The 21369-nt window shown below is 54.0% G+C and carries 20 protein-coding genes; 18 read left to right on the forward strand and 2 right to left on the reverse strand.

Annotation, left to right across the window (positions count from 1 at the left end; translation table 11 throughout):
• Nucleotides 1-152: 152 nt before the first annotated feature.
• The 14 genes from WC612_03475 to WC612_03540 all read left to right on the forward strand — a co-directional run bounded on the left by WC612_03475 (nt 153) and on the right by WC612_03540 (nt 12875).
• Nucleotides 153-611 carry a MarR family winged helix-turn-helix transcriptional regulator gene (locus WC612_03475; GenBank protein MFA6279838.1) on the forward strand — a complete coding sequence of 153 codons (459 nt, stop codon included), beginning with the start codon at nt 153-155 and terminating at the stop codon, nt 609-611.
• The gene (gene ftsE / locus WC612_03480) at nt 611-1285 is read left to right on the forward strand and encodes a cell division ATP-binding protein FtsE (GenBank protein MFA6279839.1); all 675 of its coding nucleotides are present in this window, start codon (nt 611-613) and stop codon (nt 1283-1285) included. Before WC612_03475 ends, ftsE begins: the two co-directional genes overlap by 1 nt.
• A complete protein-coding gene (locus tag WC612_03485) occupies nt 1285-2178 on the forward strand; it encodes a hypothetical protein (GenBank protein ID MFA6279840.1) in 894 nt (297 codons plus the stop codon). The genes ftsE and WC612_03485 overlap by 1 nt, the downstream gene beginning before the upstream one ends.
• The gene (locus WC612_03490; protein MFA6279841.1) at nt 2175-2780 is read left to right on the forward strand and encodes a YdcF family protein; all 606 of its coding nucleotides are present in this window, start codon (nt 2175-2177) and stop codon (nt 2778-2780) included. The genes WC612_03485 and WC612_03490 overlap by 4 nt, the downstream gene beginning before the upstream one ends.
• On the forward strand, nt 2780-3502 hold the full coding sequence (locus WC612_03495) for a lysophospholipid acyltransferase family protein (GenBank protein ID MFA6279842.1): 723 nt from the start codon (nt 2780-2782) through the stop codon (nt 3500-3502). The genes WC612_03490 and WC612_03495 overlap by 1 nt, the downstream gene beginning before the upstream one ends.
• Nucleotides 3503-3870: 368 nt before the next feature.
• Nucleotides 3871-5376 (forward strand): sigma-70 family RNA polymerase sigma factor, encoded by a 1506-nt coding sequence (locus tag WC612_03500; GenBank protein ID MFA6279843.1) that lies wholly within the window; start codon nt 3871-3873, stop codon nt 5374-5376.
• A gap of 68 nt (nt 5377-5444) precedes the next feature.
• Entirely contained in the window at nt 5445-6818 is a 1374-nt protein-coding gene (locus tag WC612_03505; protein ID MFA6279844.1) for an AarF/ABC1/UbiB kinase family protein, read from the forward strand.
• A gap of 59 nt (nt 6819-6877) precedes the next feature.
• A complete protein-coding gene (locus tag WC612_03510; GenBank protein MFA6279845.1) occupies nt 6878-7729 on the forward strand; it encodes a hypothetical protein in 852 nt (283 codons plus the stop codon).
• Nucleotides 7722-8846, forward strand: a complete 1125-nt coding sequence (locus tag WC612_03515; protein ID MFA6279846.1) for a DNA adenine methylase — start codon at nt 7722-7724, stop codon at nt 8844-8846. Before WC612_03510 ends, WC612_03515 begins: the two co-directional genes overlap by 8 nt.
• Before the next feature lie 97 nt (nt 8847-8943).
• The gene (locus tag WC612_03520; protein MFA6279847.1) at nt 8944-10092 is read left to right on the forward strand and encodes a Re/Si-specific NAD(P)(+) transhydrogenase subunit alpha; all 1149 of its coding nucleotides are present in this window, start codon (nt 8944-8946) and stop codon (nt 10090-10092) included.
• A gap of 28 nt (nt 10093-10120) precedes the next feature.
• Nucleotides 10121-10597, forward strand: coding sequence for a hypothetical protein (locus WC612_03525; GenBank protein ID MFA6279848.1), 477 nt, complete (start codon nt 10121-10123; stop codon nt 10595-10597).
• A gap of 24 nt (nt 10598-10621) precedes the next feature.
• Complete coding sequence (locus WC612_03530) at nt 10622-11041, forward strand: NAD(P) transhydrogenase subunit alpha (GenBank protein MFA6279849.1); 420 nt, start codon at nt 10622-10624, stop codon at nt 11039-11041.
• 4 nt (nt 11042-11045) lie between these two features.
• Entirely contained in the window at nt 11046-12446 is a 1401-nt protein-coding gene (locus tag WC612_03535) for an NAD(P)(+) transhydrogenase (Re/Si-specific) subunit beta (protein ID MFA6279850.1), read from the forward strand.
• Nucleotides 12447-12494: 48 nt separating this feature from the next.
• Nucleotides 12495-12875 (forward strand): hypothetical protein, encoded by a 381-nt coding sequence (locus WC612_03540; protein MFA6279851.1) that lies wholly within the window; start codon nt 12495-12497, stop codon nt 12873-12875.
• 328 nt (nt 12876-13203) lie between these two features.
• On the opposite strand, the gene WC612_03545 is transcribed toward WC612_03540, so the two are convergent.
• Nucleotides 13204-14898, reverse strand: coding sequence for a tetratricopeptide repeat protein (locus WC612_03545; GenBank protein MFA6279852.1), 1695 nt, complete (start codon nt 14896-14898; stop codon nt 13204-13206).
• A gap of 128 nt (nt 14899-15026) precedes the next feature.
• Here WC612_03545 and WC612_03550 point away from each other — a divergent pair, with 128 nt between their 5' ends.
• The 4 genes from WC612_03550 (at nt 15027) to ftsY (ending at nt 19749) form a co-directional block, all read left to right on the forward strand.
• Nucleotides 15027-16343: a hemolysin family protein gene (locus WC612_03550; protein ID MFA6279853.1), complete on the forward strand. Its 1317-nt coding sequence runs from the start codon at nt 15027-15029 to the stop codon at nt 16341-16343.
• A 436-nt stretch (nt 16344-16779) separates the two neighbouring features.
• The gene (locus WC612_03555; protein MFA6279854.1) at nt 16780-17487 is read left to right on the forward strand and encodes a DUF4167 domain-containing protein; all 708 of its coding nucleotides are present in this window, start codon (nt 16780-16782) and stop codon (nt 17485-17487) included.
• Nucleotides 17488-17521: 34 nt separating this feature from the next.
• Nucleotides 17522-18796, forward strand: a complete 1275-nt coding sequence (gene mtaB / locus WC612_03560; GenBank protein MFA6279855.1) for a tRNA (N(6)-L-threonylcarbamoyladenosine(37)-C(2))-methylthiotransferase MtaB — start codon at nt 17522-17524, stop codon at nt 18794-18796.
• Nucleotides 18793-19749: a signal recognition particle-docking protein FtsY gene (gene ftsY / locus WC612_03565; protein MFA6279856.1), complete on the forward strand. Its 957-nt coding sequence runs from the start codon at nt 18793-18795 to the stop codon at nt 19747-19749. Before mtaB ends, ftsY begins: the two co-directional genes overlap by 4 nt.
• 118 nt (nt 19750-19867) lie before the next feature.
• On the opposite strand, the gene WC612_03570 is transcribed toward ftsY, so the two are convergent.
• Nucleotides 19868-21124: a pitrilysin family protein gene (locus tag WC612_03570; GenBank protein MFA6279857.1), complete on the reverse strand. Its 1257-nt coding sequence runs from the start codon at nt 21122-21124 to the stop codon at nt 19868-19870.
• Between the last annotated feature and the right edge of the window lie 245 nt (nt 21125-21369).

Here is a 21369-nt window from a genome sequence, read left to right on the forward strand (position 1 = left end):
GAATCCTGTTTGGGTTCCATCTTAATGAGTCACGTCATCGTGCCGTTGGTATTAAAGATGGTTTGCGATCAAACGGACTTGCGTTATAATGGTTTACAGACGAAAATCGATAGCCTTTTCGGGTAAACCACTGCGCAGCGGAAGGAAAGAACGTGAGCCATCCTTATTACGAAGCCATTTTGTTGATCGAGCGGGTTCACCGCCATTTTCTTGAAGTTGTGAAGGTCGATCTGGATCGCAACGGTATTCAGGACATCAACAACGTGCAGGCGCTTATTCTTTATAATCTTGGCCCCGATGAAATGACGGTGGGCGAGCTGACGGCGCGGGGCTATTACCTTGGCACGAACGTCTCGTATAACCTTAAAAAGATGATGGAAGCCGACTATCTGGTGCAGGAACGCTCGCCCCATGATCGTCGCTCGGTGCGCGTCAAGCTCTCGGAAAAGGGTCTTGCGCTGCATAAGCAGCTGAGCGCCTATTTCGAAAAGCAGGTCGGCATGTTGGATGAGGCTGGGTTGAACTCAGAGGAAATCAACAAAACGATAGGCCTTTTGCGTAAGGTTGAGCGTTTCTGGACGTCGATTATCAACTTTAACCGCGGCGCGTGATGCTTGTTTCTTTTGAACATGTTTCTTTGCGTTACCCGTGTGGCCGCACGGTCTTGGACGACATCAACCTCGCGCTGATGCCCGGCCTGTTCTATTTTCTGACGGGCGCGAGTGGCGCGGGCAAGTCGTCGCTCCTTCGCCTGATTTATCAGATGGAAAAGCCCAGCGAGGGGCGTGTGACGCTGTTCGAGCGCGACACCTCGCAGCTTTATCGGCATGAGTATCCGGCGCTGCGTCGCCGCCTTGGCATTGTGTTTCAGGATTTCCGGCTTGTGCCGCATCTCTCGGCGTTGGAAAACGCGGCGCTGCCTTTGCGCCTTGCGGGCGCGGAGCGGCTGGATGTCGAGCAGCACGTTAAAGAACTGCTGCAATGGGTGGGGCTTGGCGACCGTCTGCACGCGCTGCCCTGCGAGTTATCGGGCGGCGAGCAACAGCGCGTTTCGATAGCGCGGGCGATTGTGAACAAGCCGCGCCTTTTGCTGGCGGATGAGCCGACAGGCAACGTGGATGACGAGTCCGCAAAAAAGCTGATGCACTTGTTTCTTGAGCTGAACAAGATGGGAACCACCGTCATCTTTGCGACGCATCAAAAAGACCTTGTCCGGTGTTATGCCAAACCCGTCTTGCGCCTGAAGGGCGGGCGGTTGATCTCTGCGCGTGAGGAGGCGACCTGATGGGAATGCCAGCCAACCTTTTTTCGTCGGCCTTTAGGCAGCAACGCCTAGGCCTGATGTTCAGTATCATCATGGTGCTGATGGTTTATCTGGGCACGTTAGCCATGGCGGCGCAAGCGATGCTGGCGCGGACGGCGCTGACATGGGGCTATGATTTGCAGAGCCGGATGACGGTTGAGATCCCCTATGTTTCCGATGAGGACGCTCTTTTAAAATCGGGCAAGCGCGAGAAGATCATCGCGGCGCTCCGCGCCATGCCGGAGGTTGCCGACGTCACCTTGGTCAAGGAGGAGGAGACGCGCCGCTTGCTGCAAGCGTGGATCGATGACGAGGCGCTGTTGAACGCGCTGCCCTTGCCACAGCTTTTGGATGTATCGCTTAAGGTTGGCGCGACGCTAGAGCCGGAGGCGTTGCGTCGCCTTTTGTCTAAACAGGCGGGCGAGGCGCAGGTCTACAGCCACGCCAGCTGGATGGGCAAGTTGTTCGGTTTTCTGACGGGGCTGGGCGTTATCGCGGGCGTGATGTTAATTTTAACGGGCTTTGCGGTGGTGACCGTTATCTCGGTCGTGTGCCGCGCTGCGCTGGTGGTGCAGCATGATACGATTGAGCTTTTGTACTTTATGGGCGCGCCCGATCACGCGATTGCCAAGCAGTTTCAAAAGCATATTCAAGCGCTGGCCATCCCCGCCTCGCTCATCGGCTTTGCTTTGGCGGTTCTGACTCTGGCGATGCTGGTGTTTATGTTAAGTTCGCTGGGCGGATTATCCTTGATCGCGCCGCTTTCATGGGTCACCGTAGGCGGCATGATGACCCTGATCCCCGTGGGCGCGACGGGCCTTGCTATCATGGCGGCGCGTGTGTCTTTGCTGAAACATCTAAGGCGGCTTGGATGATATTCTTTGAGAAAAAGACTCTTTTGGCTTTTATTCTTGGCGCGGTGTTGGCCAGCTGGAGCCTTGGCTTTTTGTCCTTTGTTGATCAGGTGAAGGCTTACCGCCAGCCCGCGATTGATGCGACCCTTGCCCCAACCCAAGCCATTGTCGTGCTAACGGGTGGGAGCGAGCGCGTGGTGGCGGGGCTTGACCTTCTTAAGGCAGGCAAGGGCGTAAAGCTTTTGATTTCAGGCGTTCATGCGAGCGTGAAGGAAGCTTCTTTGCTGCCTGCCAGCGCCTTGTCGGACGATTTGCGCTCGTGTTGCGTCGTGTTGGGGCGCGAGGCGGGCAACACGCGCGGCAATGCGGCTGAGACGAAGGCTTTTATGGATGACAATCACTACGACACGCTGACGCTGGTGACGGCGCATTACCACATGCCGCGCAGTTTGCTGCTTTTCAAAAGCGCTATGCCCGATAAACAGATCACGCCTTTTCCTGTTCTGCCCGATAGCGTCGATTTAGCCTCGTGGTGGCGGCGCGTTGGAACGGCCAGCCTTTTGTTCGGGGAATATAACAAATATCTTTTCGCTACGGTCTGTCTGTGGCTTGGGGTTTACTGATGCAAAAACTGGAATTATGGGCGCGCTCTATCGCGTTTAATGTGGTCTTTCTGTTCTGGGTTACCGTCCCAACCATCCTTTTTGTCTGGGTTGTTTTGTTGCCTCAACGTTACGTCGTCACCGTCGTACGTTTTTGGCAAGCCACGTTTGTGTGGCTGGCGAAGAAAATCGCCGGTATCGATTATGTCATCAAGGGGTGGGAGAACGTTCCCGACGGCGCGTGCATCATCGCGGCCAAGCACCAATCGGCGTGGGAGACGTGTCTTCTCAATGTTTTGTTTTATGATCCTGCCATCGTGCTCAAAAAAGAGCTGACCTATATTCCCATATGGGGCTGGTTTGCCAAGGCCTCTGGCCTTATCCCCATCGACCGCAAGGGCGGCGCGTCGTCGCTGGTCATCATGAAGAAGGCCGCCAGCGCCGCCGTGAAGGCGGGGCGCAAGATTGTCATTTTCCCGCAAGGCACGCGCGTGAAGCCTCGCGCCCATAAACCCTATAAAGTTGGCGCTGCGGCCTTGTATCAAGAATTGGATTTGATGGTTGTGCCGATGGCGCTGAACTCTGGTCTCCTATGGGCCAAGAACAGCTTTTTGAAGAAAAAGGGCGTGGTGACGATTGAGTTTCTGCCGCCGATCCCCACGGGCCTTTCGCGCTCGGCCATGATGCACCGCCTTGAGGAAGAGCTAGAGGCGGCCAGTGATAGGCTGGCGGGGCAGGGCTAATACCAGTGAACCAATGAAGTGACTCATAGAAAAAAAGAAACTAAACGGGATTCCCGCCTTACCCTTTCGCCCGCCGCAAGAGCGGCGGGACGAGGGCGCGGGAATGACGGTCTTATTTTTAATATCAACCCACAAGTGTCATCCCCGCGAAAGCGGGGATCCCGTTTTCTTATTTTTTGTGGATAAGTTTATAAGAGGATCGGTATAACCCATTCAAATAACTTCATTTTTATGAAACTATAAACCATCTCTCTTTGTTTTTGTTTTGTGGGGCGTGGCTGTGGTAAAATCCGCCACCTTCATGAAACCATGAGAAGTTTGACGCACGAAAAAATGATAACCCCTCCCTTATTTTGTATGAGATTCCTATGACCGAAATTTTAGATCAAGCGCAAGATGTTTCCCTTTTCCTTACTGCTCCCCCCTTTTCGGAAGATGATGATGTCTATGAACAGGGCACCTATTCCTTTAGAGGGGATGAGGACGTGGCTGTTGATCAGGAGGAGTGCGTTGAAGCGGATTCTGATGAGGCCGAAGGTGTGATCCTTGGCACTGGCGATTTAGCGTTGGATGACCGTTATATTAACGCGGTGGTAAAAGAAGCGGTAAAAGATGCCGAAAGCCTTGATCTGTTGGATCCCGAAATAAGAAAAGCGGAGAATCTGGCGCAGTTCAATCGGATGATCACCGCCCAGAGGAAGATGGTTGATGCGCTTTTGCAAATTCCTCACGCGCTTAAAACCATACAAAAATGGTATGCTGGTGTGGCCGATGGATCCGTGACCTTTAACCATGTCATTGTGCGCGGAGATACCTATAAGGCCTTAAGCCACTATAATCAAAACCCGTCGAATCCCAATGAAGTCACCTCAAAGGATGTGTTGCCTCTTTGCCGTGTCATTGGTGACGATTGTGCGGCGCTTATGGAATGTCAGTCTGTCGGTGGTCGTGGAAAGCAAGAGCAGGATTATGTTGATATATTGAGGGAAATGATCGCTGCCCAGATCATGGGTATTTATTTCAAGAAAAAGGATTGGTGGAAACTCAGCCACGCGATTGATAAAAGTTCTCTGCCCTTAAAATATCCTCAGGCATGTGCGGAAATGAAAGCGGCACAGGCGGAGATAAAAAGCGTTGAAGATTATTTTGTCACCACCAACAAAGGCTTTGTTTATAGCCTTGCCTCTAAAATGAACCCCAACCACGATGAGGTCTGGGATAAGGAGGATCGTTATCAAGCTGGTAACGATGGCCTTTTGATGGCGCTTGAGAAATGGATACCAGAACGCAGCGTCTTTTTAACCTATGCCAAGAGATGGATCGTTCAAAGAATTATGCGGGCGCAGGATGATGAAGCGCTGACCATCCGTCTTCCCACGCATGCCGTTAGAAAACATAAAAACTATATAGCGTTGCGGATGCGCTATCAAAAAGAACATGGCGTTTATCCTGCGCCAGAGGAAATGGCAGAGTTGATGAAAGAGGAAGGGATCGACATCACGGCGGCGATGCTGGAAACTTTTCATCGTATGCCCAAAGCTGTCTATGTGCCGAAAGGCAACGACGATGATGGTCCGCGCGAGTTTGCCTGTGATAAAATAAAAAGTCCTTTTGCGGTTCTTTATGCCAAGGAACAAAAAGAAGTTTTGAGCAAGGTAATGGCGTGTTTAACGCCCAAGGAAGCCCGTGTTATCGCGTTGCATAATGGTCTGTCTGATCCTTTGAATCCCAATCTTCCCGCCAAAGAACATTCGTTGGAGGCAATTGGGAAGATGTATTGTGTTACGCGCGAGAGAATACGGCAGATTGAGGTTATGGCTTTAAAAAAGATGAAGGTTCGTGGCCGGAATGCTTTCCCGCGGTATGAGCCGTAGAGTCTTGTGCGACATTTGACGCCTCGCCTCTTTCTTTGTGCGTAGCGCTGGCCTAGGATAGCGCGGTCATGAAAAAGTCTTCCACGGATAAGCCCCAAGAAAAAGAGCGTAGCAGCCTGCCAAAGCGTGCGCGGCGCTATGCTTCCGTGTCGGCGCAAGCAGCGCAGGTGGGTGTGCGGGTCGCGGTGGCGCGGGCGATGGGCGGAAAGGCGCACAGTCCTTTTGAAGCCGCGCTCCTTCGCGCCGCGCTGGGTGGGTTGAAAGGCCCTCTGATGAAAATCGCGCAGCTTATTGCCGTGATCCCCGACCTCTTGCCGCGTGAAGTTGCGGCGGAATTGGCAACGCTTCAAGCCGATGCGCCGCCCATGGGCTGGCCCTTCGTGCGCCGCCGCATGGCCGTCGAGCTGGGCGCGCACTGGCAATCCCTTTTCAAAAGTTTTGAGCCTATGGCCTGCGCCGCCGCCTCGCTGGGGCAGGTACACAAGGCGACGGGTAAGGATGGCCGCGCCTTGGCCTGCAAGTTGCAATATCCCGACATGGGATCGGTGGTTGAGGCGGATTTGCAGCAACTCAAACTGTTGTTTGGGCTGTTTGAGCGCTTCAGTGGCGCGGTGATGACGGGCGAGGCCTTTGCGGAAATCGCCGAGCGTCTGCGCGAAGAGTTGGACTATGGCCGTGAGGCGCAAAACATGGCGCTTTACGGCAAGATTTTAGCGGACGTGAAGGATGTTCATGTGCCCAAGGCTGTGCCCGCGCTGTCCACCTCGCGCCTTCTCACGATGACATGGATGGCAGGTGAGAAGTTGACCGACGAGGTTATCAAGGCGCGCTCGCAAGCCGAGCGTAACAAGATCGCCGAGACGCTTTTCCGCGCTTGGTACAAGCCCTTTTATACCTATGGCGTGATCCATGGCGATCCTCATTTGGGCAACTACACGGTGCGCCCTGATAACAGCCTCAACCTGCTTGATTTTGGGTGTATTCGCGTTTTTAAGCCCGAATTTGTGCAGGCCATCATCATGCTCTATGCGGCTTTGCGCGAGGATGACGAGGCCGAGCTGGTGGAGGCCTTCAGGCTTTGGGGTTTTGAAAAGCCGTCTAAGGCTTTGGTGGCGGCGCTGGGTCATTGGGCGCGGTTTGTCTATGCGCCGTTCCTTGAGGATCGTGTCACCGCGATGGCCGAGACGAACGCGACGGCGGCGGGACGCGCGGTGGCATCCCAAGTCTATGGTGAGTTGAAAAAAATTGGCGGCGTTTCCGTCCCGCGCCCCTTCGTTTTGATGGACCGCGCCTCGGTCGGCCTTGGCGGCGTCTTCCTGCGCTTAGGGGCCGAGGCCAACTGGCACACCTTGTTTCATGAGATGACGGACGGGTTTGACCTTAAATTGCTTAAGCAAAAGCAAGATTCTGTCCTTTCCCCCTTCACAGCCCTGCGGAAATAGGGCAAGTTAGGAGGGTCATCCGTGTGGATAACATAACCTGATAAAATGGTATGTAGATAATGACTCCTTACAAAGATTTTACAGCTCGTCTAAAATTATTGATAGCTAAGAACCCTCATTTAATCACGACCACGTTGAGCAATATTTTTACAATGCGCCTTATAGGAAACAAAACGCATGGTGATTTGGCTGAGATAGCCATTGCAGAGTTTATAAACCAATACATGTATGACTTTAAGTCTGTTCATGTTGGCAAAGACCTTTATAGGGCAAAAGAACATGAGGAAGATATAAAGGTCATTAATGAGCTTACTAAAGCCGAGTTCCCCATAAGCCTTAAAGCGTATGGCGATGGCCCCTTACAATTATCAACAGATAAACACTTTCTTATGTTTCCTAAGCTTGAAGAACTTGGGCATACGATTGAGGGGGAAAAGAAGCTTTCTAAACTTTGGGCTGATCCAGTTTTTAAAGTTTTTAGCCAGCTTAATGTTCTCCCACTTATTTATGATGAAAAAAAGCAGAGATGTAATATTCTCGTTTTTGATCACGAGCTTGCCCAGAAAAACATAAAAAAGATCATTCTTGAAGAAGTTGGAAAGGGTAGGAAACATCCTGTTTATAGATTTTATAATCAAGATGAGAATTATATTTGCGAAGTCCGTTATGGAAGTGGAACAGCTAACGCGTTGCAGCGTGGGCTTTGGACTCACACCAAAAACGGCAGGGCATACTTTGATAGCGTGACAGACGGATGGATTTCATATTCGCACAATTTAGTGCTTGTAAAATTGTTTTCTCACGCCCTTCTTTCAACAGCACGGGGACATGAAGAGGCTCTTATCAAACTAAAAACGGACATTGAAGAACAAAAAAGAAATTCAACATTGGGAAGTTTGCCCAATGTTTGATTTGTTTACAAAAGAAGATACCTACATTCCCCTCACTGAGGGCATAAAATATGCTGGATCTAAACTAAAAATAATTCCTAACATCCTAAAAGTTATTCGCCCCCTTAATGTTGATCTAGTTCTTGATGGGTTTTCTGGAACCACACGGGTATCTCAGGCTTTTGCTCAGGATGGTTACTCCGTTATTGCCAATGATCGCGCCATATGGTCAGAGGTGTTCGCGGCGTGTTATTTAGAAAACACGCATAGTCGAAACCATTATAAACCGTTTATAGATCATCTCAACAATCTCCCCCCTGAAGATGGTTGGTTTACCCAGCACTATGGTGGGGAACCTTCAGATAACCTATCCATAGGCGTGGATGGATTTAAGAAGCCTTGGCAGGTACATAATACGCGTCGTCTTGATGCAATCAGAGGTGAAATCAGTCGGCTTAATATATCAGAGGTAGAGCGTGCCGTGCTCATCACAAGCCTCATTCACGCTCTTGATGAAGTTGATAGCACGATGGGGCACTTTGCTTCTTATCTTAATGCGTGGTCGTCACGTTCTTATAAAAAAATGATTTTAACAGTGCCGAGATTATTAGCTCCACAAAAGAAACATAAGGTTTACAGAAAGGATATTTTTGATCTTTTACCTGATATAGATGTCGATTTAGCCTATTACGATCCACCTTATGGTTCTAATAACGAAAAGATGCCTCCTTCTAGGGTTCGTTATTCTGCTTATTATCATTTATGGACGACAGTCTGTCTTAATGACAGGCCACCGCTTTTTGGAAAAGTTAATAGACGGCTGGATACATCGGATACAACAGCGGGTTCAGTTTTTGAGGACTTTCGCAGAGGGGCGTCTGGGCGGTTTGTGGTTGTTGAAGCTATAGAAGAGCTTATTAACAAAACAAAGGCAAAATATATTGTTTTGTCTTATAGCTCGTCTGGGCGCGCGACAGCTCAAGAAATAAGCGAGGTTATTAATAAAGGGGGAGACCTTCTTGAGGTTGTTGAAATAGATTATAAAAGAAATGTAATGGCTGAAATGCGTTGGACTCACGAATGGGTAAAAGAAGCCGAAAGCCCCAATAGAGAGTTTTTGTTTGTTATGGCTAAGTGATTGCGGGGCGAAGAACAACCCCCTTCACAGCCCTGCGGAAATAGGGCAAGTTAACCGTAGTCTTTCTGATTCCGTCCTGTCCTCACCCATGGTTGCCATGAAAATTGCTGTCCTAAAAGAACGTCGCCCCCTTGAAATGCGCGTTGCCGCTACGCCTGATACCGTTAAAAGGTTTAAGGCGTTGGGCTATGATGTTGCCGTGGAGTCTGATTGCGGCATTGAAGCGTCTTACCTTGATGAGGCCTATGGTGCGGCGGGCGCGGTGGTTGCGCCTTCGGCTCAGGCCGCTATGCAAGGCGCTGATATTGTACTGAAAGTCCAGCGCCCGATGAGCGCGGGCGAGGGCGTTGATGAAATTGCAGCCCTTCCCGATGGGTCTACGCTGATTGCGATGCTGAATCCCTATGCGGCGCGTGAGGAACTTAAGGCCTATGCCGCCAAGAATGTCACCGCCATGGCGATGGAGCTGATGCCGCGCATCACGCGCGCGCAAAGCATGGATGTTCTCTCTAGCCAATCCAATTTGGTGGGATATAAGGCCGTTTTGGATGCGGCCTCTGTCTTTGGCCGCGCCTTTCCCATGATGATGACGGCGGCGGGAACGGTTCCTCCGGCTCGCGTTTTCGTGATGGGCGCTGGCGTGGCGGGGCTGCAAGCGATTGCGACGGCAAGACGCCTTGGCGCGATTGTGTCGGCAACCGACGTGCGCCCCGTGGCTAAAGAGCAAGTACAAAGCCTTGGCGCGACATTCGTGATGGTCGAGAATGAGGAAACGAAGCTGGCGGAAACCTCTGGCGGTTATGCCAAGGAAATGAGTGACGATTACAAGCGCCAGCAAGCCGCCCTTATCGCAGAGACGATTAAAAAGCAGGATATTGTGATTTGTACGGCGTTGATTCCCGGACGCGCTGCGCCTAAGCTGGTTTCCAAGGAGATGGTGGTGTCCATGAAAACGGGCAGCGTTATCGTTGATCTGGCCGTTGAACAAGGCGGTAATTGCGAAGTGAGTGAGGCTGGATCCGTTGTTGATTATAACGGAGTCAAGATCGTTGGATACAAGAATATGCCCTCGCGCATTGCGGTGGATTCATCGGCTTTGTATGCGCGGAACGTGTATAATTATGTGGCCCTGTTGTCAGCCAAGGCGGGTGGCGCTTTGGACGTCAATTGGGAAGATGAGATCGTTAAAGCGGTGACCCTGACGCGCGGCGGCGGCATCGTGCATTCCCATTTCCAATCCATCTGATCGCGTTGACTTAAGGGAGGATACCCAAATGACGAACGATGAAATGTCACCTTCGATGCCTAACTACGCCGTTGCACAGTGGATCACAAGCCTTGCCATATCGGTTATTTGTTGCGCGATTTTGTTTATTGTTTTCGCGGGATATATCGTCCGTCTTCACGATACGACCAATCTTTTGTCGCTGAAGGTCGAGCTTTTGAAGGAACGCAACGACAACATGGCCTATGAGATTTCGATGTTGCGTAAAGGCCCCGTGGTTCAGATCAACGGCGTTGCGCCCGGTATGCTGAGCATCACGCAGCCAGAGGGCAATGCCTCCTCGAATGAGGCTCCTGCTGCTGGGCAGACGCCAGCGGCGGCTCCTGCTGCTCCTGCGACGGTGGCTCCCGCTGCGCCTCAGGAAAAGATGGATATCGTTATTCCGGTGGAAGAGCCCGCGCCAGCCGATGTCATTGTGCCGTCCGAGCCAGCCAAGAAAACTATTCCACCAAAAGTAAAACCGTAAGTCTCGTTCACGAGGGAAGTCACCATGGAAACACAAACACTCTTGGACGGGTTAAGCCGTCTGGCTGGGGATCAGCAAAAGTTGGCCGATGCCACCAGCGCCTTGATGGAGCAAGCCCAAAATCTTGCCCTGAACGGCGGCGGGAGTGCCAGTGGGGCGCATGGTTTCTTTATCACGGGACTGACGGTGTTCGTGCTGGCTTGTTTTGTTGGGTACTATGTCGTGTGGCGCGTCACGCCCGCGCTGCATTCGCCGCTGATGGCGGTGACGAATGCCGTGTCCTCGGTGATCATCGTCGGTGCGCTTGTGGCGGCTGGCTTAAAAGAGCTGACTCCTTCGGCGTGGATGGGATTGGTTGCCGTCGTTTTGGCATCCATCAATATCTTTGGCGGGTTTATCGTCACGGGTCGCATGCTTCATATGTACAAGAAAAAAGGTTCGTAAAGCCATGTCAGCTTCTTTGATCTCAATGGCGTATTTGGTGTCGGGCGTTTTGTTTATTCTGGCGCTTCGCGGCCTGTCTTCGCCTGAAACGGCGCAGCAGGGAAATAAGTTCGGCATGATCGGTATGGCGATTGCCATCGTCACGACCCTGCTTTTGCCGCAGGTGACGTCCTATGGCTTTATCGCCGTGGCGATTGTGATTGGCGGCGCGATTGGCGCTTTGGTCGCCAAAAAGATCAAGATGACGGCGCTGCCCCAACTGGTTGCCGCGTTCCACTCGCTGGTGGGTCTTGCGGCGGTGCTGGTCGCGGGCGCGGCCATGATGCAGCCAGAAGCCTTTGGCATGATGGAAGGCTCACGCATTCACCTTTCTAGCCTAATCGAAATTGGGCTTGGCGTGGCGATTGGTGCGATCACCTTTACGGGATCGATCATCGCGTTTGCCAAGCTGCAAGGTATCATCGGCGGCAAGCCGCTTGTGTTTCCCTTTCAGCACCATGTCAATTTGGGGCTTGGCGTTTTGGCGCTGCTCTTGATTGTTGTCCTTGTGCTGGGGCAATCGGTCACTGTATTTTGGAGCCTAGTCGGCGTGACGATGCTGCTGGGCTTCTTGCTGATCCTGCCGATTGGTGGGGCGGATATGCCTGTCGTGATTTCGATGCTCAATTCCTATTCGGGTTGGGCGGCGGCGGCTACGGGCTTTACGCTGGAAAACCCGCTGCTTATCATCACGGGCGCGCTCGTCGGTTCGTCCGGCGCGATCCTGAGTTACATTATGTGCAAAGGCATGAACCGCTCAATCTTTAATGTGATCCTTGGCGGCTTTGGCAGCGATGCAGCGGCGGGCGCGGGCGCTCATGGCGGGGGGGGGGATCGTCCTGTCAAGGCGGGCTCAGCCGAAGACGCGGCCTTTATCATGAAGAATGCTTCGAGTGTCATCATCGTTCCCGGCTATGGCATGGCGGTGGCGCAGGCCCAGCATGCGCTGCGTGAAATGGCGGATCATCTGAAAGCCAACGGCGTGAAGGTGCGTTATGCGATTCATCCCGTTGCGGGACGGATGCCCGGCCATATGAATGTGCTGTTGGCTGAGGCCAACGTGCCGTATGACGAAGTTCTGGAGTTGGACGAGATCAACCGCGATTTTGGTATGACCGACGTGGCCTTTGTGATCGGCGCGAACGATGTGACCAATCCGGCGGCCAAGACTGATCCGACCTCAGCCATTTACGGGATGCCGATTTTGGACGTGGAGAAAGCTAAGACTGTGTTGTTCATCAAACGCTCGATGGCGACCGGTTATGCGGGCGTGGAGAACGAGCTGTTCTATCGCCCCAACACGATGATGCTTTTTGGCGATGCCAAGAAAATGTGCGAGGACGTTGTTAAGGCGCTGGAAGCGTAACCAAGTGTTCTAAAAAAATAATAGTCTAATAACAAAAGAGAAAACATCATGCCTGTGTTGCGCGTTCATCTTAAACACAAAGATCGTGAGTATGCCTCAATAGATGACTACACGTTCGATATTGTCGTTGATGCTAAAAATAAACCACTAAAGAAAGTCCCATTTTTTGGCTTGTGGGGAGAGTTTAGTAAACCAGATAATCGCTATCCCGTAGTTTTGCTTTCTGATGGCCAGATTGATCTGGGTGCTGCAAGAGAAGAGGATGACCGTTTCCATAAAACGAATATGCATGAAAAAATTATAAAGGTTGGAGAGTTAGTGACCGTTTGGGAACCCAGCAGTAATGGACCGTCTGATGAATACACGCTGGAAATATCTTTAGTAAAAAATCTTTTGGAGTTGAATAATACCTATGAGCCTATGAACTAATCCGAGAAAGAAAAAAGAAAACAAACGGGATCCCCGCTTTCGCGGGGATGACGGGCTTTGTGTTTAATTTTACCTATCTATCGTCACTCCCGCGAAAGCGGGAGCCACGTTTCTTTTCTGAGTGATTTGTGCCATAAAATACGTAACACATTGATAATGAACGAAATATATTTTATCTTAAATGCGTTTTTCCTTGACTCGATGGGATGATTCTGCTATTGACATTGCTGTGCGGAGCTGTGTCCGGAATCAGAGTTCAGGGGCCAGAGCGCAGAGTTCAGGGAAGAAGGGGGCTTCGTGGCTACGCGAGGCCTTTTTGTTGGGCGCTTCAGTGCCCCGCGATAAGCATCGCTTCAAAATCTTTCACAAAGCGGGGCGTGTCGAACAGGGGCAGGGAGAGGCGCTTTTGCGTGAGGTGGTTGTGGAGCGCCTTGCGCTCGGCATGGTCCGTGGAAAGGCGCAAGGCCAGCGCTTTGTAATCGGCGAGGTTGGTCGTGATAAGCTGGGGAAGCTCCGCCGCCGTAAGGAGGCTGGCGGCGACGCGGCTGACAAAGCTTTGCCCCGCCATGGTCACGACGGGCACACCAGACCAAAGGGCATCGCTGGTCGTCGTATGCCCGCCGACAGGGAAGGTATCCAGCGCCAGATCGACAACGCCATATCGCGCCAGATGATCCTCTTGCGCGGCGGCGGGCGCGAAGTGAAGGCGTGTGGGATCGACGCCGTGCTTGGTGGCCTCTTGGCGCAGGGCATCGGGTGCAAAGGGGTTGGATTCCAAAAGCCACAAAACGGAATCCGGCACGCTTTGCAGCACCTCGCACCAGACAGAGAAAATCTCTGGCGTGATTTTGTACGTTTGGTTGAAGCTGGCCAGCACAAGCGCTTTGTCGGGCAGGCCATAGGCGCTTTTGGATAAAGGCTCGCTGGCCTTTTTCTGGCGGTCGTTGATTTGATAGGTGTGGGGCAGACGTAAGACGGTTTCGGTGAAATAGCGCTCACTGCCGCTTGGGACGGTGACGGAATCCGCGACAAACGCATCGATAAACGGTGCGCCCGTTGTGGCCGGAAAGCCCAGCCAATGCATCTGGCGCGGTGCTGGGCGATGCGCGAGGATGTCGAGCCTTGCGCCGCTGGTGTGGCCTTTTAGGTCAATGAGGATGTCGATTTCGTCAGCGCGGATACGCTCGGCGCACTGCAAGGGGGTCAGGGCGTTAAGTTCGATAAAATGATCGGCCTCATGGCGCAGGCGCTCACGAATGGCCGAGTGGTCCTCGATGCCATAGCTATAGGCATAGATTTCGAAACGCTCGCGGTCATGCAGGCTGAAAAGTTCCGCGATCAGCCACGAGGTTGCGTGCGCGTGGAAGTCCGAGGAGAGATAGCCGACGCGCAGCTTTTTGTGGGCATAAGGAGGCGGGGGAGGAAGCGGCATCAGTCGGTTAAAATGCTTGGCGCAATAGCGTTCTGCCGCCGCGCGTTGCAAAGCCGGATCGTCGAACAAAATCGCCGTAATGTTCGGCGAGAGGGAGGAGTCGGGGGCGGGCGCTTCCCGCCAGTCGCACACTTGGCGGCAGCAAAATAAGTATTGTCCGCGTCCTTCGGGATTATCGGGGCGCAGGGCCAAAGCTTTTTGCCAAAAGGCGATGGCATGAGGCAAGTTTTCTGTTCTCTGCGAAAGCTTGGCTTGCGCTTCGGGAATCTCAGGACGCTGGGGATGGTGGGGGGCCAGATCCTTGAGGGCGGCGAGGGCCTCGTCGTTTTTGTTTTGCAAGGACAGAATGCGGGCAAGGTTCATGGTCGCTTCGAACCAGTGCGGATAGGCAACTGCCGCGCGTCGGTAAAGGACGATGGCGCGGTCGGTCTCTTTCAGGCTCCCGGCCACTTGGGCGGCTAAATGCAAAAGGTTGGGGTCTTTGGGCGTCGCCAAAAGCGCCTTGCGCAAGGCTTCGTTGGCGGCGGCGAAATCACCGCTCTGCGCGAGGGATAGCAGACTGAAATAGCGTTCTTGCGCAGTTTTTGACATACCGTTTGCACTCCCGTGGACAAGCCGCTACAGTATGACGCGTTGTCGCCGTAAAGACAATGCGGGGAATGAAGAGAGCCACGGGCTTTTTGATCCCTTAGACCCATAACGATGAGATAGACGACGCTGTGTTAGCCGATATCGGTATCATTCTCCTGCTTTTGCTTTTGAACGGCTTTTTTGCGATGGCTGAGTTGGCCATTGTGTCGGCGCGTCGTGCGCATTTGCGCAAGTTGGTTGAGGAAAAGAAAAGCCGTGGCGCGAGCCTTGCTTTGGAAATGGCCGAACATCCCAATTCGTTTCTCTCTACGGTTCAAATTGGGGTTACGCTTAACAGTATTTTGACAGGCGCGTTTTCCGGCGCGACCTTTGCCAAGCCGCTTGGCGATTTCTTGAATCAATTTGCTGTTTTTGCGCCTTATGGTTCAGAAATTGCCTTTGTGGGGACTGTGGCTATCGTTGGATATTTGACCCTTGTGATCGGGGAGCTTGTTCCCAAGCGCTTAGGGCTGGCTTATGCCGAAATTATCGCAGTTCCCGTTGCGCTTGTGATGAATTTTTTGGCCAAGGGCGCAGCACCTGTTGTGTGGGTTTTGAATAAATCGACTGAGTTGTTTATTCGTCTGATAAGGCTTCATGGCTCTAGCGCTGTATCCGTCACAGAAGAAGAGGTCAAGGATCTGATCGCCGAGGGAACGCAAAAAGGCGTCTTTAAGCAGGCCGAAAAGGAAATGCTGGAAGGCGTGATGCGCCTTGCGGATTGGACGGTGCGCACCATCATGACTCCGCGCATAGATATGATGTGGCTGGGCATCGAAGACAAGGTTGAAGAGAACATCAAGGAAATCTGCGCCAGCGGCTATAGCCGCCTTCCCGTGGCGCGGGGCGATATGGAAGAAATCCTAGGCATTGTTTATGCCAAGGATTTGCTGAACATGCTTTTACGAGGCGAGCCGATTGATGTGCAGGCCACAATGCGTCCGGCGCTGATTGTTCCCGATACGACCTCGGTTTTGCGGCTTCTTGATCTGTTCAAGGAATCCAGCCAGCATTTGGCGATTATTATCGACGAGTATGGCAGCATCGAGGGGCTGGTTACGGCCACGGATGTCTTGGAATCCATCACGGGCGCGTTGCCCGATGGCGGGCAGGAGAGTGACGAGAAGCCCGTGCAACGCGAGGATGGAAGCTGGCTGATCGATGGTATGACCCCTGTTGATGAGGTTGAGATGATCATCGGTGTCAAAAACCTGCATGACAGCGGCGAGTATCATACGCTCGCGGGCTTTATGATCGATAAGCTGGGACGCATCCCTACCGCTGGCGATCATTTCCAGTGGGGAGCCTCGCGTTTTGAAGTCGTGGATATGGATGGCCGCCGCGTGGACAAGGTGCTGGTCAATCCCGATTCTACGGCGACCAAGGATGAGGAAGAGATTGATTAGTTGGGCATTCAGGATTCGGCATTCAGCATTTAGGGGGGGACGGCGTTTTTCTTGATCGTCATCCCCGCGAAGGCGGGGATCCAGCTGCGCCGTGTCTACGGCGCGCATAACTCGAAAATGCGCAGAAAACGCAATTTTTTTTGACTCATACGCCTCGCGGACGCTCGGCGCTGGATCCCCGCCTTCGCGGGGATGACGAAGGGAGAGACGGGAATGACGAAGGGAGCGACGTTTTTACCCTAATTCCCAATTTTGAATAAGGTTAAAAAAAGGGGTTGTTCTGACGCACTGAAAAGGTTAAGAAGAAAGTCACTTGTGAGGCTCGTCAGAGAGAAATGACGGAAGGCCACGCGGCTATGAGCCGCTGGAGCGCGTGGAAAGAACCGTGGCTCCTTTTGAAAAAAAACGACAAGTTAGAAAGACAGCAGAGAAAACAATGAACGATAGAAATCACAGCATAAGACAGCCCAGTTCAGGTACGCGCCGCCCTCGCAGCCGCCATCCTAGCAGCGGAGGCAGCAACGGCGGCAATGAAGGCCGTCAATCCTCTGGCAACAACAATTCGATGCGTGGCGATAATCGCCCCCGTTCGGCAGCCTCGCTTCGCCATCAGTCCTTTGACAGCAATGGGCCCGATGTGCGCGTGCGCGGCAATGCGTGGCAGGTTTACGAGAAATATCAGTCCTTGGCGCGTGATGCGACCAGCGCGGGCGACCGCGTTATGGCTGAGAGCTATTTGCAGCATGCCGAACACTACTACCGCGTGACGGAAGCGATTGAAGAGGCCACAACGGCCGAACAACAACATCAACGCGGCGGCAGCGGATCGTCGCCACAAACACAGCTACCAGCGCAGCCTCAAGCGCCTTTTGGTTCGCAGCCTGATATGCCTTCGAACTATTACACGCCGGAAGGTAAGGGGCCAAATGCTCCTGCCTCACAGCCAACGGCTGCAGGCGAGGGGCAGCAGCCCCAGCCTCAAGCTCAATCGGCAAGGCCAAGAGCTGAGCGCGTGAGCGAGCAGCGGGAAGACATGCCGCAGGCCGAAGTCACGCGTCGCACGCCGCCCCCCGTTAGTGCCTTGTTCTCAAGCGATGACGACGAGTCGGGATCTAATCCGCAGACGCTTGTGGCTGGTAAGTAAAAGCGTTGCAGGCGCTTTTTTCTCGCGCGGTTTTATGACGAACACTGTTGACATCATCACGTTCGGCTGTCGGCTCAATAGCTATGAGTCCGAGGCGATGCGCACCCTTGCGCAAAGCGCTGGCCTTGGCGATGTCGTGTTGGTCAACACCTGCGCCGTGACGGCGGAGGCGGAGAGGCAAGCGCGGCAAGCCATCCGCAAGGCGCGGCGCGAAAAGCCATCGGCCACAATTATCGTGACGGGCTGCGCGGCGCAGATTCATCCCGAACGCTATGCTGCGTTGGATGAGGTCGATCATGTCATCGGCAACAATGAAAAGCTGAAGGCCGAGACGTATGCCTCTCTTGTGTCCGAAAGGGGGGGGCAGGCGCGGGTTGTGGTTGAGGATATTCAGCGGGCAGGGCAGGCCATCGCACCGCTTGTAAGTGGGTTTGCGGGCGGGCTGACGCGCGGCTTCGTGCAGGTGCAAAACGGCTGCGATCATCGCTGCACCTATTGCATTATTCCTTATGGGCGCGGCGTTTCGCGTTCGGTTAGCGCGGCGGCGATTATCAGCCAGACGCAGACGTTGGTAGAGCAGGGCTTTCCCGAAATCGTGCTGGCGGGCGTGGACATTGCTTCTTATGGCGCGGATTTGGCAGGCAAGCCGACGCTGGGCGCGATGGTGCGCGAGATGCTGGCCGCTGTGCCAGAGCTTAAGCGGCTGCGGCTCTCCTCTCTGGATCCCGCTGCGATTGATGAGGATTTGTGGTGGCTTTTAGAGCATGAGCCTCGCCTGATGCCACATTGGCATTTAAGCTTGCAGGCGGGCGATGACACGGTGCTAAAGCGTATGGCGCGGCGGCATAGGGTCAAGGATTTGCGGGCCTTGTGCGAGCGGGCGCGGGCGGCGCGTCCCGATATTATTTTTGGCGCGGATCTGATCGCGGGTTTTCCCGCCGAGACAGATGCGATGGCTGAGGGTACGTTGGCCTTGGTGGAAGAGCTGGATTTAACGTGGCTGCATGTGTTTCCCTATTCTGCGCGGATTGGGACTCCCGCTGCCAAGATGCCGCAAGTGCCGATGGAGGTGCGCCGCGCCCGCGCCGCCCGTTTGCGGCAAGTCGGGCAGGCTGCTATGATCCGGCACTTGGAGGGGATTGTGGGGCAGCGCGTTGCGGCGCATGTCGAGCAGCCGATGTTGGCCCGCACGCCGACCTTTGCCGAAGTTCGGCTTGAGACTTCGGCGATGGTGGGCAGTGTGATCGAGGTAGAGGTTTTGGCGCGTGACGGCGAGAAACTGGTGGGAAGAGAGAGCAAAACAAAATGACGAACCAAACAGGATGGCTGGCGCGGTTGCGCGGCGGGCTGACGCGCTCTAGCGCGAAAATCGGCGACGGGATTACGGGGCTTTTTACCAAGCGCCGCTTGGATGACGCTGTGCTAGAGGAAATGGAAGAGCTTTTGATTGCCGCCGATATGGGGCCTTCTGTTGCGGCGCGGCTGGTTGCCGATTTTGGCAAGAGCCGCTTTGGCAAAGAGATTACGGATCAGGAAGTGAGGGAGGCTTTGGCCGCGCAGATTGCGGCGATCGTGGCGCCTTGCGCGAAGCCTTTGGTGCGCGATGAGAGCAAAAAACCGTATGTTGTGTTGATGGTCGGCGTGAACGGCGCGGGCAAGACGACGACGATTGGCAAGATGGCTAGTCTGTTTCACGGGCAGGGCTTAAGCGTGATGATGGTTGCGGGCGACACGTTTCGCGCGGCGGCTGTCAGCCAGCTGCAAGTGTGGGGCGAGAGGACGGGTTGCGAGGTCATCACGGGCGCGGACGGCAGTGATGCGGCGGCTTTGGCCTATCAGGCTTTGGAGAAAGCCAAGCGTGAGGACATCGATGTGCTTCTAATCGACACGGCGGGGCGCTTGCATAACAAGGCCGATTTGATGCAAGAGCTTTCGAAAATTAGCCGCGTGATTAAGAAGGTTGATCCCGAAGCGCCTCATGCGACGCTGTTGGTGCTGGACGCGACAACGGGGCAAAACGCCCACGCGCAGGTTGAGGTGTTCCGCGATTTGACAGCCGTGACGGGGCTGGTGCTGACCAAGCTGGACGGCAGCGCCAAGGGTGGCGTGCTGGTTGCTCTGGCGGATCGGTTTAAGCTGCCCATCAACGCGATTGGTGTGGGTGAGGGCGTAGAGGATTTGCAGCCCTTCGATGCTGCCGACTTCGCGCGCGCGCTAATGGGGATTGAAGGAAAAGACTTTCCCTCACGTCATTGCGAGTGACTGCAAGGAGCGCGGCAATCCATCTCCTGAACATTTCATCAGAGTCCTTCTTTGCCAATACAGGAGATGGATCGCCACGTCGGCCAAGAGGCCTCCTCGCGATGACGGGAGAGGCTGCTTAAACCAATCGCTCGCGGATGGCGCGGTAAGGCTCAATACCGTCCGTGGGGCCAAGGGCGGTGAAGACGGGTGCCCGCGAAAGGATTTTGCTCGCGATGGTTTTGATCTCGTCCTCGGTGACCTTCATGATTTGCGCCAGCGTGTCCGCCATCGGGATCGAGCGGTTATAGGTCAGGACGTGGTGGCCAAGAGTCTCGGCGCGGCGCATGACGCTTTCCTGTCCCATCAGAAGGTCGGCGCGGGCTTGCGCCTTGGCGCGGTTCAGCTCGCTTGCGCTCACACGGGTCGTCACGTCGCGCAGCTCACGGCACACGACGGGGATTAGCTCTTTTACGCGGGCGGGATCGGTTCCGGCGTAAAGGCAGAACAGGCCGGTATCTTGAAATGGCGCGTGATAGGTCGAGATGTTGTACACAAGGCCGCGCTTTTCACGCACTTTTTGGAAGAGGCGCGAGGACGAACTGCCGCCCAGAAGCGTGCCAAGCAGCCCCGCCGCAGGCGCTGTCTTGGCGTGCAGGCTGGGGGCCGGAAAGGCCATCATCAGGTGGAGCTGCTCGCTGTCCTTTTGCTGGCGCAGATCGCCGCTTTTGATCCGCGCAGGCTCATGCTTGGCGGGCGTGCCAGCGGGCAGGCGGCCAAAATAGCGCCGTGCAAGGGCGACCAGCTCATCATGCGCGATCTTGCCTGTGCCGACGATGACGATGTTCCCCGCATGGTAGTGCTTGCCGACGTAGTCCACAACTTTCTCGCGTGGCAGGCGCTCAATCACGTCCTCGGTTCCAAGGATAGAGCGGCCTATTTTCTGGCGGGGAAAGGCGGTTTCGTGCATTAGGTCGTAGATGTAGTCTTCGGGCGTGTCGCGGTCGCGCCCGATTTCTTGGATGATGACCTGACGTTCGCGGTCAAGTTCTTTGGCATCGATGACGGATCGTAGAAGCATATCGGCGATGATATCGGCGGCGCGGTCGGCATCTTCGGGAAGGACGCGGGCGTAGTAGGCCGTTTCCTCGCGGGTTGTGTAGGCGTTCATCGCCCCGCCGTTCTTCTCGATAGTCTTGGAGAGGGCGTAAGCCGAGCGGCGCTTTGTGCCCTTGAACATCATATGCTCCGTCAGATGGGCAAGGCCATTCGCGCTCCATGGCTCATGGCGCGTGCCGACGCCCACCCACGCGCCAATGACCATGCTTTCGGCATCCAGCATGGTGTCAGTGGCAACGCGTAGGCCGTTGGCGAGGGTCGAGATTTGAACAGTCATAAGGTCTTTCCTAAAACTTTTTGGTTCTGTGAATAAATAGGCTCAAACAGTAAAGCGCCTTGCTATAGTCCGTCCGCTTGAAAACCCGAAAAATTTTTCTCCGCCAAGCCGCTTACCCATAAGAGAAACCAACAACCGCGGCCAAAAAGTTTTCGGGTTTTCAAGTTGACGCAGTATGTAGAGCTATTATCGCGTCTTTTGATTCGCTTCGCAACCCTTTCAAGGAAGGGATATTATTAATAATC

The sequence above is a fragment of the Bdellovibrionales bacterium genome (assembly GCA_041662785.1).
In the GTDB taxonomy this organism is placed as follows: Bacteria; Pseudomonadota; Alphaproteobacteria; order UBA9219; family UBA9219; genus UBA8914.

What these genes read in the sequence shown, in the direction of transcription:
- ftsE (MFA6279839.1), top strand. Translation starts at nt 611, where the DNA reads ATGCTTGTTTCTTTTGAACATGTTTCTTTGCGTTACCCGTGTGGCCGC.
- WC612_03485 (MFA6279840.1), top strand. Translation starts at nt 1,285, where the DNA reads ATGGGAATGCCAGCCAACCTTTTTTCGTCGGCCTTTAGGCAGCAACGC.
- WC612_03490 (MFA6279841.1), top strand. Translation starts at nt 2,175, where the DNA reads ATGATATTCTTTGAGAAAAAGACTCTTTTGGCTTTTATTCTTGGCGCG.
- WC612_03495 (MFA6279842.1), top strand. Translation starts at nt 2,780, where the DNA reads ATGCAAAAACTGGAATTATGGGCGCGCTCTATCGCGTTTAATGTGGTC.
- WC612_03500 (MFA6279843.1), top strand. Translation starts at nt 3,871, where the DNA reads ATGACCGAAATTTTAGATCAAGCGCAAGATGTTTCCCTTTTCCTTACT.
- WC612_03505 (MFA6279844.1), top strand. Translation starts at nt 5,445, where the DNA reads ATGAAAAAGTCTTCCACGGATAAGCCCCAAGAAAAAGAGCGTAGCAGC.
- WC612_03510 (MFA6279845.1), top strand. Translation starts at nt 6,878, where the DNA reads ATGACTCCTTACAAAGATTTTACAGCTCGTCTAAAATTATTGATAGCT.
- WC612_03515 (MFA6279846.1), top strand. Translation starts at nt 7,722, where the DNA reads ATGTTTGATTTGTTTACAAAAGAAGATACCTACATTCCCCTCACTGAG.
- WC612_03520 (MFA6279847.1), top strand. Translation starts at nt 8,944, where the DNA reads ATGAAAATTGCTGTCCTAAAAGAACGTCGCCCCCTTGAAATGCGCGTT.
- WC612_03525 (MFA6279848.1), top strand. Translation starts at nt 10,121, where the DNA reads ATGACGAACGATGAAATGTCACCTTCGATGCCTAACTACGCCGTTGCA.
- WC612_03530 (MFA6279849.1), top strand. Translation starts at nt 10,622, where the DNA reads ATGGAAACACAAACACTCTTGGACGGGTTAAGCCGTCTGGCTGGGGAT.
- WC612_03535 (MFA6279850.1), top strand. Translation starts at nt 11,046, where the DNA reads ATGTCAGCTTCTTTGATCTCAATGGCGTATTTGGTGTCGGGCGTTTTG.
- WC612_03540 (MFA6279851.1), top strand. Translation starts at nt 12,495, where the DNA reads ATGCCTGTGTTGCGCGTTCATCTTAAACACAAAGATCGTGAGTATGCC.
- WC612_03545 (MFA6279852.1), bottom strand. Translation starts at nt 14,898, where the DNA reads ATGTCAAAAACTGCGCAAGAACGCTATTTCAGTCTGCTATCCCTCGCG.
- WC612_03555 (MFA6279854.1), top strand. Translation starts at nt 16,780, where the DNA reads ATGAACGATAGAAATCACAGCATAAGACAGCCCAGTTCAGGTACGCGC.
- mtaB (MFA6279855.1), top strand. Translation starts at nt 17,522, where the DNA reads ATGACGAACACTGTTGACATCATCACGTTCGGCTGTCGGCTCAATAGC.
- ftsY (MFA6279856.1), top strand. Translation starts at nt 18,793, where the DNA reads ATGACGAACCAAACAGGATGGCTGGCGCGGTTGCGCGGCGGGCTGACG.
- WC612_03570 (MFA6279857.1), bottom strand. Translation starts at nt 21,124, where the DNA reads ATGACTGTTCAAATCTCGACCCTCGCCAACGGCCTACGCGTTGCCACT.